This window comes from Pseudomonas sp. HT11 (genome assembly GCF_044875395.1).
GTDB lineage: Bacteria > Pseudomonadota > Gammaproteobacteria > Pseudomonadales > Pseudomonadaceae > Aquipseudomonas.
On sequence record NZ_CP173217.1, the window covers coordinates 2660586 to 2676201 of the forward strand.

Annotated in this window: 12 protein-coding genes; 7 read left to right on the top strand and 5 right to left on the bottom strand. The window is 59.6% G+C overall.

The genetic code is table 11. The annotated features are described in order from the left end of the window. Positions 1-14: 14 nt before the first annotated feature. Both ABWL43_RS12310 and ABWL43_RS12315 read left to right on the top strand, forming a co-directional pair. Complete coding sequence (locus ABWL43_RS12310; protein WP_404487904.1) at positions 15-1568, top strand: sugar ABC transporter ATP-binding protein; 1554 nt, start codon at positions 15-17, stop codon at positions 1566-1568. 58 nt (positions 1569-1626) lie between these two features. Further along, positions 1627-2649, top strand: a complete 1023-nt coding sequence (locus tag ABWL43_RS12315) for an ABC transporter permease (protein ID WP_026013640.1) — start codon at positions 1627-1629, stop codon at positions 2647-2649. A gap of 103 nt (positions 2650-2752) precedes the next feature. Here ABWL43_RS12315 and ABWL43_RS12320 read toward each other — a convergent pair whose 3' ends face one another. Further along, positions 2753-7243 (bottom strand): dermonecrotic toxin domain-containing protein, encoded by a 4491-nt coding sequence (locus ABWL43_RS12320; RefSeq protein WP_404487906.1) that lies wholly within the window; start codon positions 7241-7243, stop codon positions 2753-2755. Positions 7244-7867: 624 nt separating this feature from the next. Between ABWL43_RS12320 and ABWL43_RS12325 the strand changes: the two genes are divergently transcribed. The 3 genes from ABWL43_RS12325 (at position 7868) to ABWL43_RS12335 (ending at position 10369) form a co-directional block, all read left to right on the top strand. Beyond that, positions 7868-8272 carry a TraR/DksA C4-type zinc finger protein gene (locus tag ABWL43_RS12325; protein ID WP_010564800.1) on the top strand — a complete coding sequence of 135 codons (405 nt, stop codon included), beginning with the start codon at positions 7868-7870 and terminating at the stop codon, positions 8270-8272. A 545-nt stretch (positions 8273-8817) separates the two neighbouring features. After that, positions 8818-10050, top strand: coding sequence for a methyl-accepting chemotaxis protein (locus ABWL43_RS12330; RefSeq protein ID WP_404488401.1), 1233 nt, complete (start codon positions 8818-8820; stop codon positions 10048-10050). Between the two features lie 115 nt (positions 10051-10165). Continuing rightward, positions 10166-10369: a hypothetical protein gene (locus ABWL43_RS12335; protein WP_262206323.1), complete on the top strand. Its 204-nt coding sequence runs from the start codon at positions 10166-10168 to the stop codon at positions 10367-10369. A 7-nt stretch (positions 10370-10376) separates the two neighbouring features. Here ABWL43_RS12335 and ABWL43_RS12340 read toward each other — a convergent pair whose 3' ends face one another. From ABWL43_RS12340 to ABWL43_RS12350, 3 genes are all read right to left on the bottom strand, one after another. Further along, positions 10377-10613: a DUF2789 domain-containing protein gene (locus ABWL43_RS12340; protein ID WP_106580278.1), complete on the bottom strand. Its 237-nt coding sequence runs from the start codon at positions 10611-10613 to the stop codon at positions 10377-10379. A gap of 71 nt (positions 10614-10684) precedes the next feature. Next, a complete protein-coding gene (locus ABWL43_RS12345) occupies positions 10685-10915 on the bottom strand; it encodes a hypothetical protein (RefSeq protein ID WP_119741687.1) in 231 nt (76 codons plus the stop codon). 110 nt (positions 10916-11025) lie between these two features. After that, a complete protein-coding gene (locus ABWL43_RS12350) occupies positions 11026-11301 on the bottom strand; it encodes a hypothetical protein (RefSeq protein ID WP_145164590.1) in 276 nt (91 codons plus the stop codon). Positions 11302-11688: 387 nt separating this feature from the next. Here ABWL43_RS12350 and ABWL43_RS12355 point away from each other — a divergent pair, with 387 nt between their 5' ends. Beyond that, positions 11689-12159 carry a hypothetical protein gene (locus tag ABWL43_RS12355; RefSeq protein ID WP_145164588.1) on the top strand — a complete coding sequence of 157 codons (471 nt, stop codon included), beginning with the start codon at positions 11689-11691 and terminating at the stop codon, positions 12157-12159. Positions 12160-12292: 133 nt separating this feature from the next. Further along, positions 12293-13309 (top strand): ABC transporter substrate-binding protein, encoded by a 1017-nt coding sequence (locus tag ABWL43_RS12360; protein ID WP_404487908.1) that lies wholly within the window; start codon positions 12293-12295, stop codon positions 13307-13309. 151 nt (positions 13310-13460) lie between these two features. Here the strand turns inward: ABWL43_RS12360 and ABWL43_RS12365 are convergent, their stop codons facing one another. Continuing rightward, positions 13461-15587 (bottom strand): TonB-dependent receptor, encoded by a 2127-nt coding sequence (locus ABWL43_RS12365; protein ID WP_404487909.1) that lies wholly within the window; start codon positions 15585-15587, stop codon positions 13461-13463. Between the last annotated feature and the right edge of the window lie 29 nt (positions 15588-15616).

The following is a 15616-nucleotide window of genomic DNA, read 5'->3' on the forward strand; positions in this document are numbered from 1 at the left end:
ATGGAGTACCCGATATGCTTGCTCAAGCGGTTGCCTCGCAGCCTCCCGGCATCCAGCCCCTGGCGCCGGAAGAACCCTACCTGCTGGAAATCCTCAACATCAGCAAAGGCTTTCCCGGCGTCGTGGCCCTGGCCGATGTGCAACTGCGCGTTCGCCCTGGCTCGGTGCTGGCGCTGATGGGCGAGAACGGTGCAGGCAAGTCGACGCTGATGAAGATTATCGCCGGCATCTACCAGCCCGACGCCGGTGAAATACGTCTGCGCGGCAAGCCGATCGTGTTTGAAACGCCGCTGGCGGCGCAGAAGGCCGGGATCGCGATGATCCACCAGGAACTCAACCTGATGCCGCACATGAGCATCGCCGAAAACATCTGGATCGGCCGCGAGCAGCTCAACAGCCTGCACATGGTCAACCACCGCGAAATGCACCGCTGCACCGCCGAGTTGCTGGCGCGTTTGCGCATCAACCTGGACCCTGAAGAACACGTCGGCAACCTGAGCATCGCCGAACGGCAGATGGTCGAGATTGCCAAGGCGGTGTCCTACGACTCCGACATCCTGATCATGGATGAACCGACGTCGGCCATTACCGAAAAGGAAGTGGCCCACCTGTTTTCGATCATTGCCGACCTCAGGTCCCAGGGCAAAGGCATCGTCTATATCACGCATAAAATGAACGAAGTGTTCGCCATTGCCGATGAAGTCGCGGTGTTTCGCGACGGCCACTACATCGGCCTGCAGCGCGCCGACAGCATGAACAGCGACAGCTTGATCTCGATGATGGTCGGCCGTGAACTGAGCCAGTTGTTCCCGGTGCGTGAGGCGCCCATCGGCGAATTGCTGCTGTCGGTGCGCGACTTGCGCCTGGACGGCGTGTTCAAGGGGGTGTCGTTCGACCTGCACGCCGGGGAGATCCTCGGCATCGCCGGGTTGATGGGCTCGGGCCGCACCAATGTGGCAGAGACCCTCTTCGGCATCACGCCAAGCTCTGGCGGCCAGATCAGCCTCGACGGCAAGCCGGTGCGCATCAGCGACCCGCACATGGCCATCGAGAAAGGCTTTGCGCTGTTGACCGAGGACCGCAAGCTCAGCGGCCTGTTCCCGTGCCTGTCGGTGCTGGAAAACATGGAAATGGCGGTGCTGCCGCACTACTCGGGCAACGGTTTTATCCAGCAAAAGGCGTTGCGCGCGTTGTGTGAAGACATGTGCAAGAAGCTGCGGGTGAAGACTCCGTCTCTGGAGCAGTGCATCGACACCTTGTCCGGCGGTAACCAGCAAAAGGCCTTGCTGGCGCGCTGGCTGATGACCAACCCGCGCCTGCTGATTCTCGATGAGCCCACCCGTGGCATCGACGTCGGCGCCAAGGCCGAGATTTATCGCTTGATCGCTTTTCTCGCCAGCGAAGGCATGGCGGTGATCATGATTTCCTCCGAGCTGCCTGAAGTGCTGGGCATGAGCGACCGGGTGATGGTGATGCACGAGGGCGACCTGATGGGCACCCTGGACCGTGCGGAGGCGACCCAGGAAAAAGTCATGCAGCTGGCTTCCGGTATGACCGTCGTCCACTGACGAACAGCAGCGCAGGCCTGCGGTTGGCCTGTGCCACAGAACAAGAAGGTGATTGGCTATGAACGCAATAACAGACAACAAGCCTGCCACGGCACCGGTCAAGCACCGCAGGCGCTTGCCCACCGAGCTGAGCATCTTCCTGGTGCTGATCGGCATCGGGTTGGTGTTTGAGCTGTTCGGTTGGATCGTGCGCGACCAGAGCTTTCTGATGAATTCCCAACGTCTGGTGCTGATGATCCTGCAAGTGTCGATCATCGGCCTGCTGGCGATTGGCGTGACGCAGGTGATCATCACCACGGGCATCGACTTGTCCTCAGGCTCGGTGTTGGCGCTGTCGGCGATGATTGCCGCCAGCCTGGCGCAAACTTCGGATTTTTCCCGCGCGGTGTTTCCCAGCCTGACGGATTTGCCGGTGTGGATACCGGTGGCGATGGGCTTGGGGGTCGGGCTGCTTGCAGGGGCGATCAACGGCAGCATCATTGCCGTCACGGGGATTCCGCCATTTATCGCGACACTCGGCATGATGGTCTCGGCCCGCGGCCTGGCGCGTTACTACACCGAAGGCCAGCCGGTGAGCATGCTGTCGGATTCGTACACGGCGATCGGCCATGGCGCGATGCCGGTGATCATCTTTCTGGTGGTGGCGGTGATCTTCCATATCGCGCTGCGCTACACCAAGTACGGCAAGTACACCTACGCCATCGGCGGCAATATGCAGGCGGCGCGCACGTCGGGGATCAACGTCAAGCGCCATCTGATCATCGTCTACAGCATCGCCGGGTTGCTCGCGGGCCTGGCGGGCGTCGTCGCCTCGGCACGTGCCGCGACCGGCCAGGCCGGCATGGGCATGTCCTATGAGCTGGATGCGATTGCCGCAGCGGTGATCGGCGGCACCAGCCTGGCGGGCGGGGTGGGGCGCATCACCGGCACCGTGATCGGCGCGTTGATCCTTGGCGTGATGGCCAGCGGGTTTACCTTTGTCGGCGTGGATGCGTACATCCAGGACATCATCAAGGGGCTGATCATCGTGATCGCGGTGGTGATCGACCAGTATCGCAATAAGCGCAAGCTCAAGCGCTGAGTCGATGGGGGGAGTTGGCTCGCGAAGAACCCGAGAGCGCTGCGCGGTGCCAGACTCCCCATGTCAGCGTTGACGATCCTGGCGAGCAAGCTCGGTCCAGGGTTTACGGGGCCAAAGGCAGGAACCGGCGCTCTGCCAGTTCACGGCCGATTGTGCCATGGTGCACATCCACCACGCTTTGTGGGCCCCGGGCGTTGGCCAGGAGCGAGTAGTAACTGTCCTTACGTTGATTCTTTTTTTTCAGGTGGGCCACGGTGTAGTCGTGCTTGGGTGTGTCGGCTTTGGCGTAATGAAAATGTGCATACCACAGCGGATAGCCGCGTTTGTCGTTGACCGCGTACTCCTGGATGAAATCCTGCCGGACGCCTCGCATCTCAATGCGTGAGCCGAGCCTGGCCAGTTGCACGAGGTCCTGGTCCAGCAAGTACACCAGGTTAGCGTCGTTCGGCGGCAGTTCCAGTGAGTACTGGACGCGCAGTTCCTGGCCCTTGGTGGTCAAGGTTGTGACCGCCGCTCGCATCTCGTCCAGCAGGGTCTGGTCGGCAAGTACTCTTGAATCCTCCGGCTTTGCCTGGATGGATCGATAGAGTTCGTCGGCCAGCTCGGTGAATCGGCGAGCCTCCTTCTGCAGACTCTCCTGGATCTCGACAGGAAACTTGGAAACCTTTGCATAGCCGGCCTCACGCTTGAGGATCGGCGTGAGCTCCTGCAGGTATTTGCGCGCCTCACCTTTGACCACATTCAGTGCCCGCGTGCCTGGCGGCGGCGGCGGGGCGCTGGGGCGTATCTCTATGATTTCGTCCCATTGGTGCTCGCGCTGTGAGTAAGTGCCCAACAGTTGGTCACCCTCTACGGAGCGCACTTCGACCCGATCGATTGGAAACGTTGCGTCTGCAGGCTTCAGGTCGCCGATCAACACGCCTTGCCTGCGGGTCTTGATCACCTTTTTCTGCGGGCCGCCGTCAGCAGGCCGAGGATGCTTGGGAGGGTGCTTGACCGCGTGGGGTTCAGGCTTGATCTCGGCGGCCAACTGCTGCATGGCATCCTGGTACAGCTCTGTCAGCAGTTTTTGTATGTGTTGGAAAGGCGTCATGTGCAAGTTGTCGGCATGAACCATGGCCATGCTTTGCAGCGCGTCCAGCGCCTGGCCGTAGTGCCGGAAGAGACTGTCCAGTACGTTCAGGCGCTCATCCGGCGTCAGGCTAAGGGTGCTGAGTTCAGCATGGGTGCGCACTTGGGGGTGCAGCGGCTCAAGCACGGAATACAACTCGGTGTTGGCGCTATGGTCCCAGATTTTGACGCTCAGGTATTTAAGGGTATTGAGTTGCTGGTACTTGATCGCCAATGCGCCAAGTTCGGCAGGGCGGTTCATGGTCAGGCGGTTATAGCTTTCCAGGCCGGGCTGGCCCAGATTGAATAACTCCAACAGGTAGTGATCCTTGAGTTCCAGGGCCTTTATCTGCCGCTCATTGATTTCACTCATCTCATTGAGAAATTGTAAGTGAGGGGCAACGTTGGCGAGCATGACGGGTGTCCGTTCGATCCCACCACCCATGAGCTCCTGGTGCATGGCATAGAGCGCTTTGCGGTCCATGTCGGCGATCACGACTGACTTGCGTGCGTTATTGATGATGTTTTCCAGCAGTGTGGCACTGACCTGGGCCGGGAAGGGGATGTGCAACGCTTCACGCTCTTTGCGACTGTCGAGTATTTTTCGATACCCCTCACTTTGTTCGTATAAAGCCCTGTCGAAGGCCCTGCGGGTGCTGGCCTTTGCTGCGTCGGAGTACTTGGGGTTGGCGGCCGCCAGGGTCATGAGCATTTCTGCGTCGTCAGCTTTTTTTTGCTGAGCTTGTTGGTCGTTGGAAAATTGCTCGTATTGCGCGTTGAGCTGTATTTTGCGCTCGGCCTGGCGCTTTCGTTCGGCGGCAATGCGTTTGGCTGGCAGCCCGCCGCGCAGGCGCAGACGCAAGTCCAGCGACCAGTTGCCCAAGCCGTCGGTTTGCAGGAAAGGCCCCAGCCGGGTGGGGTCGATGGGGTCGACAATCACCACGCCCGCGTCGCGTTCAGGGCTCAGTTTGTACCACTGGGTATCCAGCAAGGCGTACCAGTCTCCCAGGTACGAATACAGTCCTCTGCGTGGCCCGTCCAATTGGGGCTTGGGCAATGGCTCGGGCTTGGGTGCCCTGAACCCGGCCAGCCGTTCGCGTTGGCTGGGCGTGAGTCGGTGGTGGGCGTTGGAAAAGCTGAAATCGAACACCGTAGCGTCCCTCGCTAGCCCTCCGTTTTCCAGTACGGTAGGACCTTGGTGCACCGCAGGGGCGGGTGGTGGTGGCCAGTGCTCGTCGCCCAGCCTGGTAATCGGTGAGCGAAGGGCTTGTTGCCTGACATCGTTAGCCAGCGGTGTCGAGGGCGATGTCGTCGGCGGTAGCCATTGGTGCATCAGCATGCCGATGTTCAGCAACAGGTCGACCAGCGCCAATTCCCGGGTCACCGGATCATCGCTGCCAAGGGCTGGAATATCATGGCTGGCACTGCTCATCAGGCTGAGCAGCCAACCCGTGAGCATAAGAGGGCCTCGGGCCAGGGGCAGCAGCAGGGTGTTGAACAGCAGGCCGGCGCCTTCAAGCAGCACGCGCCAGCGGCTCTCGTGGTTGGAAACCGAGGCGCGATCAGCCTGATCGACCAGCGCCCGTGCGTTACTGCCATACAAGAACTGCATCAGTTGGCCGCTGGACAGAAATTGCGTCAGCTCGTCGTTGCTGCCATCAGTCGCCAGGGTGGCGGGTTGCGGTACGTCAGGGACGCTGAACTCATCGCCCATGCCAAATCGCGGGTAATGGGGTTCCTGGAATCCACCGTTGGCGTAGACCGGCCTCGCGCCGTCGGACAGCCAGGTCAGCACACTGGTCTGCAATTCACCAGGGTGGGCAATGGCCTGCAGCAAGTCCTCGCGGCTGGCGAACTCCCGAAGGGGATCGGCATACAAGGGCCGGTACAGCAGGTGTGGTCCGGCGAGGGCGCTCTCGGATTCGATGATGTACATATTGGTGACAACATCCGGTGTCGCTTGGGATTTGCGCACCAGGGCGAGGTGGCGAATGACGATGCCCTGGCCTTCGACCTGGCGTTGCTCAATGCGCTCGCCCATCAGTGCAGCCACGTAGCGAGCCCCGCGCAGGGTCATGCCGTGCTGGTTGTTCAGCGCCCATTCCAGGGCCAGCATTGGCAGCTGTGCGACGGTGTGTTGTGCGAAGCGCTCTGTGCGTTGCCGCGCCTGGTCACTGTCGCCGAGCAATTGGGTGTCGAGCAATTCGGGGTAGGCCTTGCCAATATCGACCTGCTCGATCAGGCCGCCGCGGCCTTTGATGTAGTCGGGCGTCAGCCAGGTTGGCAGGGGCAGCGAGCGGCGATGTCGTACGGTGAGTTGCCCACGGGGCTGGCCCTGCAGGTTGTTGATGGCCAGCTCAGTGAGGCTCATGTGCACGGGCTCGACGAAGCCGGAGCCTCCTGGGTATCCAACGGCCACGCTGAATGTCAATTGCAGGTCATCAGGGTGAAACTGTGTGGCCTTCGACTGTTCGGGCGTCACCTTGTCGAAGGTGATCTCATCGTGTTTCAGCTGTTGCAACAGGGCATTGGTTGCGAAGGTGTAGATGTCTGGAATATCGCTGAGAAAGGTGTGGCCGTTGCTGCGTTTCTTGGCGCTGGCCAAGGCCAGGCTATAGCGTCCATAGCGTAGCTGGTCAGCCGCGCTGGCACGTTGCAGCCAGGCCGGGGTTTGTTGGCGCAGTGTCGTCTGTAGCTTCGCGGCAGAGGTCGGCGCCTCAAGAAAAGAGTGGGCGGGGTTGCCGATCTCCAGGCACAGCGCGCGAAGTGTATCGAGTTCCAGGCGGGTGGGCAGGGTGAGGGCGCCCAGGTCTTCCAGTTGCTGATTGAGCATCAGTGCCGCCTGGATGTCGAAAACGTTGCCGTCTGGCTCCCATTGTTGGGTGGTGATGTGCTCGACCACGTAGGGCTGCGCAACCTGTCGGGCCCAGGCCTGGAGGCTGGCGTCCATGGACGAAAAACGTCCGCAGGCACCGGTGGTTTGGCAGAGCAGGACCCGGGTTGCCTGGGTCAACAACAGGTGCGGGCTAAGCAGGGGGAGTGTCTGCTGACCTTCCTTGAGCGTCGCTCGCGGGTAATAGGCGCGCACGGCGTTGGCCCCGAATCGACGGATACGTTCGTCGCGGTCGGGGTAGCTGATCAGTTGTTCAAGCATTTCACGCTCAGTGCCGTCCAACTCCGCCTGGCTGATGGCGGCGACCCTGAGGTTGTCGGCCAGCCAATCGCTGAGCCAGCGCCAGCGTGACAGGCCGTTGTCGGCCTCTTCGCGCCAATAAGTGGCCAGGGCGTTTTGCAGGGCTGTCGGCAGGGTCAAGGGCAATTCCTTGATTATGTTTTCGATGATGTTCATGTCGAGGGCGGAGGTCGCCGGGGCTGCAAGCTTGAGCCGGCCAGGCGGAGCGTCGGTCAGGTAGCAGGACTCGCCGTGCCGGTCACTTAAGTCCAGCTCGGTGCCGGTGGCGAGAAACTCGAGCACGCGGGCCATGAGCGGATGCAGATTCCAGCCTCCGGTGGGACTGGGTATGGCCAATTGTGTACGGGACAGATCAATGACTAAAGTTGGATAGTGTTGCCGGATCAGCTCTGTCAGCAGTTGCCGGGTAACAGTGTCCAGCGTCGGGCGTGAAGCAAATTGTGCGCTGACGGCTTGTGCGGGGAGCGCGCGATGGGCGGAGGGGATTGCGGGCATGAGAGGTCCTGTTCGGTAGGGAAACTTCGGAGCCTCTATCTATACCGGGGCGAATTTTCGACGGGAGGTATGTAACTGCCGCCACCGCGTGCTGGAATCTGTTGAATCGCCCTTGCGCATAGGCCTGGTGGCCTTATTCAACCGTTTGTCTTCTATATAGCTCCACAACACTGAATTTCTTGCTATAAACGCACTCCGATGACCATTCGCCAAGCCCGTCCTGGTGCCTTTGGGGGTTAATTGGGAAAAAATGCCTGTCTTTTCAGTTGCTGAGCCCTCAAGTCGGCCTTAGACTGCCGCCCCTCGTAAATTGAGTGCCGGGTGGCGCTTGAAATGGACGGCGCCTTTCCGAGGCCTGCAGAGGTCTGCCGGAACGCTCCCTTATTCGCCTTAATGCACGTATTTTTTATAGAGAAATCAATGACAAAGGAAAAGTTGCTGGCCATGCCGGCGGATGACTACATGAATGCCGAACAGCACGCTTTTTTCGAGCAGCTGCTGCAAGACATGAAAGTGGAACACCACGAGCGCATTGAACAGAACCGTATCGCCATCGAAAGCCTGGACACCCCGGCTGACCCGGCTGACGCGGCGTCCGTTGAAGAAGAGCGCACCTGGCTGGTCAATGCCATCGATCGCGACCAGCGCATGCTGCCGCAGCTTGAGCGTGCACTGGAACGCATCAAGGAAGATTCCTTTGGCTGGTGCGACGACAGCGGCGAGCCTATCGGCCTCAAGCGCCTGCTGATCAGCCCGACCACCAAGTACTGCATCGAAGCGCAAGAGCGCCACGAGCAGATCGACAAGCACCAGCGTCAAGCCTGATGTGCTGAAGTTGGGCGCTGCTGATGCGGCGCTCAAGAGAAATACCGGTTACGCCCCTGTCTATTGATCTGCTGCAAGCCTCCCACTAACAGCCCATGGATAATGGCCCGATAGTGGCGTTTAATGCAGAAACAATAACGACAAGCAGTGGGGTAACGACGATGGCTGGAGACGGATCTCTGATGGGCGCAGCAGTGCCCGTGCACGCGCGGGTGCGCGCGCTGCCCGGCTGGCTGACGCCGCTCTTGCAGAGCACCGCCCTGGTGCTGGTTCTGCTGGGCCTGGCGTTTGCTGGCTTGCCGCTGTACCTGTGCCTGCCGCTGGCCTTGCTGGTGATATGGCTGCCCTCCCTTAAAAGTCGAACGCACCGCGTGGCGCCTGTCCCCGTCGCCGATACGATGGGCGAGCTGACTCGCGATCTTTCCTACACCACCAGCCATAACGCGCTGTCCGCTGCCGGCGTGGCCTATTCGGTCAAGCAATTGGCGGCCCGGTTGCAATCGCAATTAAGCGCAGCCAGGCAAATCGTCAGCAGCGCCGAAGTCATGATCGGCACTGAGCAGGTCACCTCCCAACTCAGCCGTCAAGCCTTGGGCGCGGCCAGCCAGGCGCATCAGCACAGTACGCAGGGCCGTGAAGTGCTGGTCGAGTCAATCACGCGCATGCGCCAGCTCAGCCAGCGTGCCGACGCCAGTCGCGAGTTGATTGAAGCCTTGAGCCTGCGCAGTGAAGAAATCCAGCGCGTCACGCTGGTGATCCAATCGATCGCCGGCCAGACCAACCTGCTTGCTTTGAACGCGGCCATTGAAGCGGCGCGGGCCGGTGAGCACGGGCGCGGTTTCGCCGTGGTTGCCGATGAAGTGCGCGGCCTGGCCGGGCGTACTGCCACGGCGACCGATGAGGTTGGGGTGATGGTCGCTGACATCCAGCAACGCACAGCGCAGGTGGTGGAGCAGATTCGCCAGTTGTCGGCGGACCTGCACACGGGCGTTGAACAGGTGGAGCACGCCGGCGAACAACTGGAGAGCATCGCCAGCCTGGCGGCGGATGTGGAAGGGCAGGTGAATGAAATTGCGCAGGGCACCGATACCAACCGCGCGCAACTCGACAGCCTGTTCCATGCGGTGGAGCAGATGCGCAGCGATCTGACCGTGAGCGACCAGCAAACCCGCCAACTGGCCGACGCCGCCGTGCAAATGGAAGGGCAAGCCGAAACCATCAGCGAGCGCTTGGCCGAAGTCGGCCTGGATGACTATCACCAGCGCATCTACGATTTGGCCCGCGAGGGCGCACACCGCATCGCCGAGCAGTTCGAAGCCGATGTATTGCAAAACCGCATCAGCTTGCAGGACTTGTTCGACCGCAGTTACACGCCGATCCCGAATACCAGCCCGAGCAAGTACCACACGCGTTTTGACCGTTACACCGATGAGGTTTTGCCGGCGATCCAGGAAGCGCTGCTGCCGCGCCATGAGGGATTGGTATTCGCCATTGCCTGCACGCCTCAGGGTTATGTGCCGACACACAACAAGGCTTTTTCCCAGGCGCTCACCGGCGACGCGCACGTCGATGCGGTGCAGAACCGCACCAAGCGCAAGTTTGAAGACCGTACCGGCATCCGCTGTGGCAGCCATCAACAGGCAGTGCTGTTGCAGACCTATACGCGCGATACCGGCGAGTTGATGCACGACTTGTCGGTGCCGATCATGGTTAACGGGCGGCATTGGGGCGGCTTGCGTCTGGGCTATAAACCGCAGGCGACGAAGCCGGCACGCTAGCGATTGTTGCTGTTTATGCAACGGAGCTATTCCGGGGATAGCTTTTTCCAACGGGAAGAAAACCGTAGCATGGCTGACATTGTTAGGTAGCTAACTAATATGGCGGAGAAGCTCCATGCAAAACAAAGTCGATGTCGCCGTGATGATCGGCAGTGGTGTTCCCGAAACACTGCGCGCGCTGGGTCAGAAAGCCTGCTGGGTCGTGCTGCTCAATGGCGAGCAACGTGGCACAGCGTTCGCCAGTCGCGACGAAGCGCAGGAGTGCAAGGCTGCCTGGGAGGCGTTATTGCGCCTGGAGCAATCCGACAGCCTGCATTGAGGGTAGGTTAGTGAGGTTGATGCAGGCGCTGGTTCAGTTCGTCCACGGGGATAGCCCATTCGGCGTCCTCACGCAGTTCTTCTTTCAGAAACGCCGCTTGTTGCGGCGTCCAGAAAGGCGCATCGATCAGCTTCACGTCTTCAGCCAGCGGGTGCGCATCGATGAATGCGTCGATTGCCTCCGGGGTTGAATCCAGGCCCAATTGTTCAAACAGTGTTTCGAGAGTGGGGATTGGCGCGTCCATAGTGTTCTCCATGCAAGGTGATGGTCGTTGTGCATGTGAGGCGCAGGAGGCGGCAGAGTTCTATCGGATTGTCAGGAATTGAGTGCACCTGAATCCACGGCGGATTTAAGTGCCTTGGCGGCATCTTTTGCCGCCGTTGCAGCGGCGTCGACAGTTTTGAACCAACGATCTTTTTCTACCTGGTGTGTTGTGACCGTGGTCAGCGGTGGTTTGGCCCGCATGATGATCACCGCTTGAAACTCACCGTCAACTTCCCTCGCATCGCCATGGATGAAAAATTCGCCAATATCAAATTCCGTCACGTATAGCCTTCCCTTCAAGGTAACTGCACTGATAAAACCTGACCCGATAGGGGCAAACTTCAATGGACGGGCCAGTATGGCAGTTGTTGAGGGGCGGTGGCGCAGTAAACTCATCCAGATGACGAAACGATGCCTGGGTGAAAGGTCAGCGGGTTGGCTTCAAGCTTTTTAGCCAATTCGCAGGCCCGGATGTGGTTGCTGCGAAAGCCTCTGATCCTGCCGCTGGTCACTTCCAGGATATGAAAGAAATTGCGGCCCGCCGGTACAACTTGGTAAAGAACGGAATTGGAGTACCCGTCGGGGCTGTCCAGGCAGTAGTATTGACGCTCGTCTGGACATGATGAACGAGTGCGGGAAGACGTAGCATTGAGTTGACGTGTTTGCATGGCCGGCTCCTGTCGGTCGATCTTGTTGACTTGCCCGCAGCGTTTTCAGGTGGTTTTGACCCGCGTTGCTGTTTTAGTATTGTCGTCCACAGCGTTGGCCTGGTTCCATGGCCAGGTATTTTGTGATGTGTATGCTGTCGGAAACTGCGTTTTTAATTGGGTTATTCTCTGAAGCTGACCGGCCTGTATTCTCAGGTCCTTGAACCTGTGATTTCCTGTGGCGCCTGATGACTTGCACAAGGTCCATCGCGCATCTGTGTACTAGTCTTACAGCGCAGCAGCGGGTTCTCTTCAGTTTTTTAATGAATGTGTGATCGAGCCGTTACGGCCGTTTTTTTGTGCTGTCCGCTGCGGCGGTCGGTGCTTTTTCGATGTGGGGGCGTTTCCTTGGCAGTCAGTAATCTGGATATGCACGCGTTATTCGTGCTGGGTGATTTGCGCGCAAAGTTGGTCAAGCAGTTTCAATCCCGTTTTGTTTACATCACCGAACAGACGCCGGAAGGCATCTACATTGCCGAAATCGACACCGAGGCGGCGATGGTGGTGGATGACAAACCGCGCCTGGAGCTCAAGGTCGGCGACCATTTTCGCGCGGCGGTGCTGCCGAGCCGTGAAGGCGGCAAATTCGAATTGAAGTTCCGCGATATCAAGTTGACGGTGTATGGCTTGGGCGATTACGCCTTTGTTTCTTCGCCCGAAGGCCAGGGCATCGTGTTCAAGGAAGGCCACAGCGTAATGCTGGTGTTTGCCGCTCACGAACAGCTGCAGGAAAACCTCACCAAAACGCTCAAAGCCGTAACCGGCAAGGCCGCCAAGTGGCGCAAGGGTGAACTGGTGACCTTCAAGGCCAGTGAATAGTCGTTAAACCTCGCGTGTATTTCTGCTCTCCCGGAACCTCTACTACAGTTGAGTTGACTTAACTAATCAGAGGCTTCGCGCATTGGCAGCAAAGCCGTCCGCTATGGCTGCGAAAACGCGAGGTGCACAAGGCATGAAAGGATTGAGAACCCTGTTGGCAGCGTCCCTGACGGCTTTGAGCCTGTCGGTGGCTTCAATGCCGGTATCGGCCGTCCAAGCTCCGGTGCATTTTGCCGACCTGAACTGGGAAAGTGGCAGCCTGATCACCGAGGTGCTGCGCTTTATTGTTGAGAAGGGCTACGACCTGCCCACCGATACGTTGCCCGGTACCACCATCACCCTGGAAACCGCGCTGGCGAAAAACGACATCCAGGTGATTGGCGAAGAATGGGCCGGCCGCAGCCCGGTGTGGATCAAGGCTGAGGCCGAAGGCAAAGTGGTAGGCCTGGGCGATACGGTCAAGGGCGCCACTGAAGGCTGGTGGGTGCCGGAGTATGTGGTCAAGGGCGACCCTGCCAAGGGCCTCAAGCCTCTGGCGCCGGACCTCAAAAGCGTCACAGACCTGGCGCGTTACAAGGATGTGTTCAAAGACCCGGAATCGCCAGGCAAGGGGCGCTTTCTCAACAGCCCCATCGGCTGGACCTCGGAAGTGGTCAACAAACAAAAGCTCAAGGCCTACGGCCTGGAAGACAGCTACGTGAATTTTCGCAGTGGTTCGGGCGCCGCCCTGGATGCCGAGATTGCGTCATCGATCCGTCGTGGCAAACCGGTGTTGTTCTACTACTGGTCGCCGACGCCGTTGATGGGGCGTTACAAGCTGATCCAGCTGGAAGAGCCACCGTTTGACGCCGATGCGTGGAAGACACTGACCGATGCGGATAACCCCAACCCGAGGCCGACCCGCTCGTTGGCGTCCAAGTTGAGCATTGGTGTATCGACGCCGTTCCAGCAGGCGAACCCGCAAATTGCCGAATTTTTTACAAAGGTTCAGTTTCCCATCGAGCCGCTGAACAAGGCCTTGGCGACCATGAGCGAGAACCATACGGCGCCACGCGAAGTGGCCCAGGCGTTTCTCAAGGAGCATCCTGAGGTGTGGAAGGCGTGGTTGACGGAGGATGTGGCGCAGAAGGTTGAGGCGAGTTTGAAGTAAGCCGACAACCTTTCTATTCGATGCAGATTCAAATGTGGGCTTGTGTGGGAGCCGGGCTTGCCCGCGATGCAGGCACCTCGGTTTATCAGGTAGACCGAGGTGATGCTATCGCAGGCAAGCCAGCTCCCACATTTTTGATTGTATTTCAGGCTTAGAACTTGGTTTGAACGGCCACCTCGAAGGTCCTTGGCGACCCTAGGTAATACGCCGGCGACACATGTGCAAACTCCGCATACACCTCATTCGTCAGGTTGCGCACCCGGCCGGTTAACGAGGTGTGTGAGTCCACCTTGTAGCGCAGGAAAGTCCCGAACAGCGTGTAGGCCGGCACCGTCAGGGTATTGGCATTGTCCGCATACACCGGCGCGACATACCGCGCATCCACGCCCCCCTGCCAATCCTGTGTGAATTCATAAGTCAGCCATACGTTGCCCACGCGCTTGGGTACGTTGGTGGGCGTGTTGCCCTTGCGTGAGACCACCGCGCCGCTGGCGATTTTTTCGTTGAAATCATCGTATTCGGCATCCACCCAGGCGAAATTGCCCTCGGCCAGCAGCTTTGGCGTGATGCGCAATGAGCTGGCCAACTCAATACCCTTGGAGGACTGCGCGCCCACCGGGATGCTGTTGTTCGGGTCCAGCGGGTCGGTAACGGCAAAATCCTTGCGTTCGATCTTGTAGGCCGCGACGGTGGCCGAGCCGCGACCGTTCAGGTAATCGAACTTGCTGCCCACTTCCCACTGTTTGCCGGTGGACACGTCGAACACTTGGGTGGTGGTCGACGGCTGCTCGGCCGCGGTGCTGTATTGCACATACACATTGGCCGACGGGATGAACTGGTAAGTCAGGCCCACGCGACCGGTCACCGGCTCCCAGCTGCGCTTGAAGTGACGTGGGTTGGTGGCTGTCACCGTTCTGTGGTTGGTAACGTCCAGGTCGATAGCGTCGTAGCGCAAGCCGGTCAGCAGCGAGAGTTTGTCGGTGAGGCCCAGACGGTTTTCGGCGAACAGTGCCTGGGTGGTGACCGCATTGGTTTTGTCCTTGACGAAGCCCGGCCGGGTGCCCGGTATATCGTAGAAGTGCCCTGGGTTGTAGTGGTTCGGGTCCACGCTACTGTTACCCGGCACGTTCAGTGGGTTGTTGGTGGTGCTGTTGACCTTGTACTCGAAGCCGCCGGACCAGGTGGTCGACAAGCCGAAGAACGTATCGTCGTGGCGCAGTTCGAACTGGTTGCCGTTCTGTTCGCCCTGATGACGCACCTGGTAGGCCGTTGAACGGTTCACCGCGCTGTTGTCGGCGTTGTATTGGTAGGTCTCCAGGTTGCGGTAGTCGCGCTGGCTGTCCAAGTGATAGAGCGTGTTCTTAAGCGTGGTGCTGTCGTTGATCCGATAATCAATGATCGAACGCGCCCAGATCGTGCGCTGCTCGTAACGACCATCGGCAACGTTGTAGTTGTTGAACCGGTTGTGCCGGTCGATTTTCAACTCACCCGCCTTGGGGTTGAGCACCGGCGTGCCCCAGTACGGGCTGTCCTCATGTTCATCCTGATATTCCAGCGCCAAGGTATGGGACAGGTTGGGCGTCAGGTCGCTGAGCAGGGAAAACGCCACACTCCAGGCATCCCGCTGGTCGCGGTCGATATAGCTGTGGTTGGTGTTGCGGCTCACGTCCAGACGCGCGTAATGCTGCACCTCGGCACCCGGTTCCGTCAGCGCATGGTTGACGCCAAAGGCCATGCCGGCGGTGTCGTAGCTGCCGTAGGTGAGCTGGCCTTCTGCCGCTTGCTCCTCGCGGGTCGCCAGCTTGGTCACATAGTTCAGTGAGCCGCCCACGGCGCCGGCACCATTGATCAAGGAGGAGGGGCCGCCAACCAGTTCGACGCGGTCATAGATCCACGCATCCACCGGTCGGGCCAAGCCGGTGGCGACGTTGATGCCGTTGAACATCTGAGTGATCTGGCTGCTGGTGAATCCACGGTAGGACACAAACCCGCCAAACCCCGGCGGCGCACTCGCGTTGACGCCGGGTAGGGTGTTGGCCGCATCGCGGAAGGTCTTGGCGCCATGGCGCTCAATGTCGTTGCGGGTGGCAATGGCCACCGATGCCGGCGTCTCGCGCACGCTTAAGCCCAGCCGCGACGCCATGCCGCTGGATTGGTCGAGCGCCAGGCCGGGCTCCGCGGCTTGCTCACCATCAATGGTGGTAGGCGCCAACTCAAGCGCCCAGCCACAGACAGGCAGGCAGCCGAACAGGCCCGCCAACAGGGGTAAATGTTTCATGGTTGAATCCTGAAAAACTTGGCTTGAAA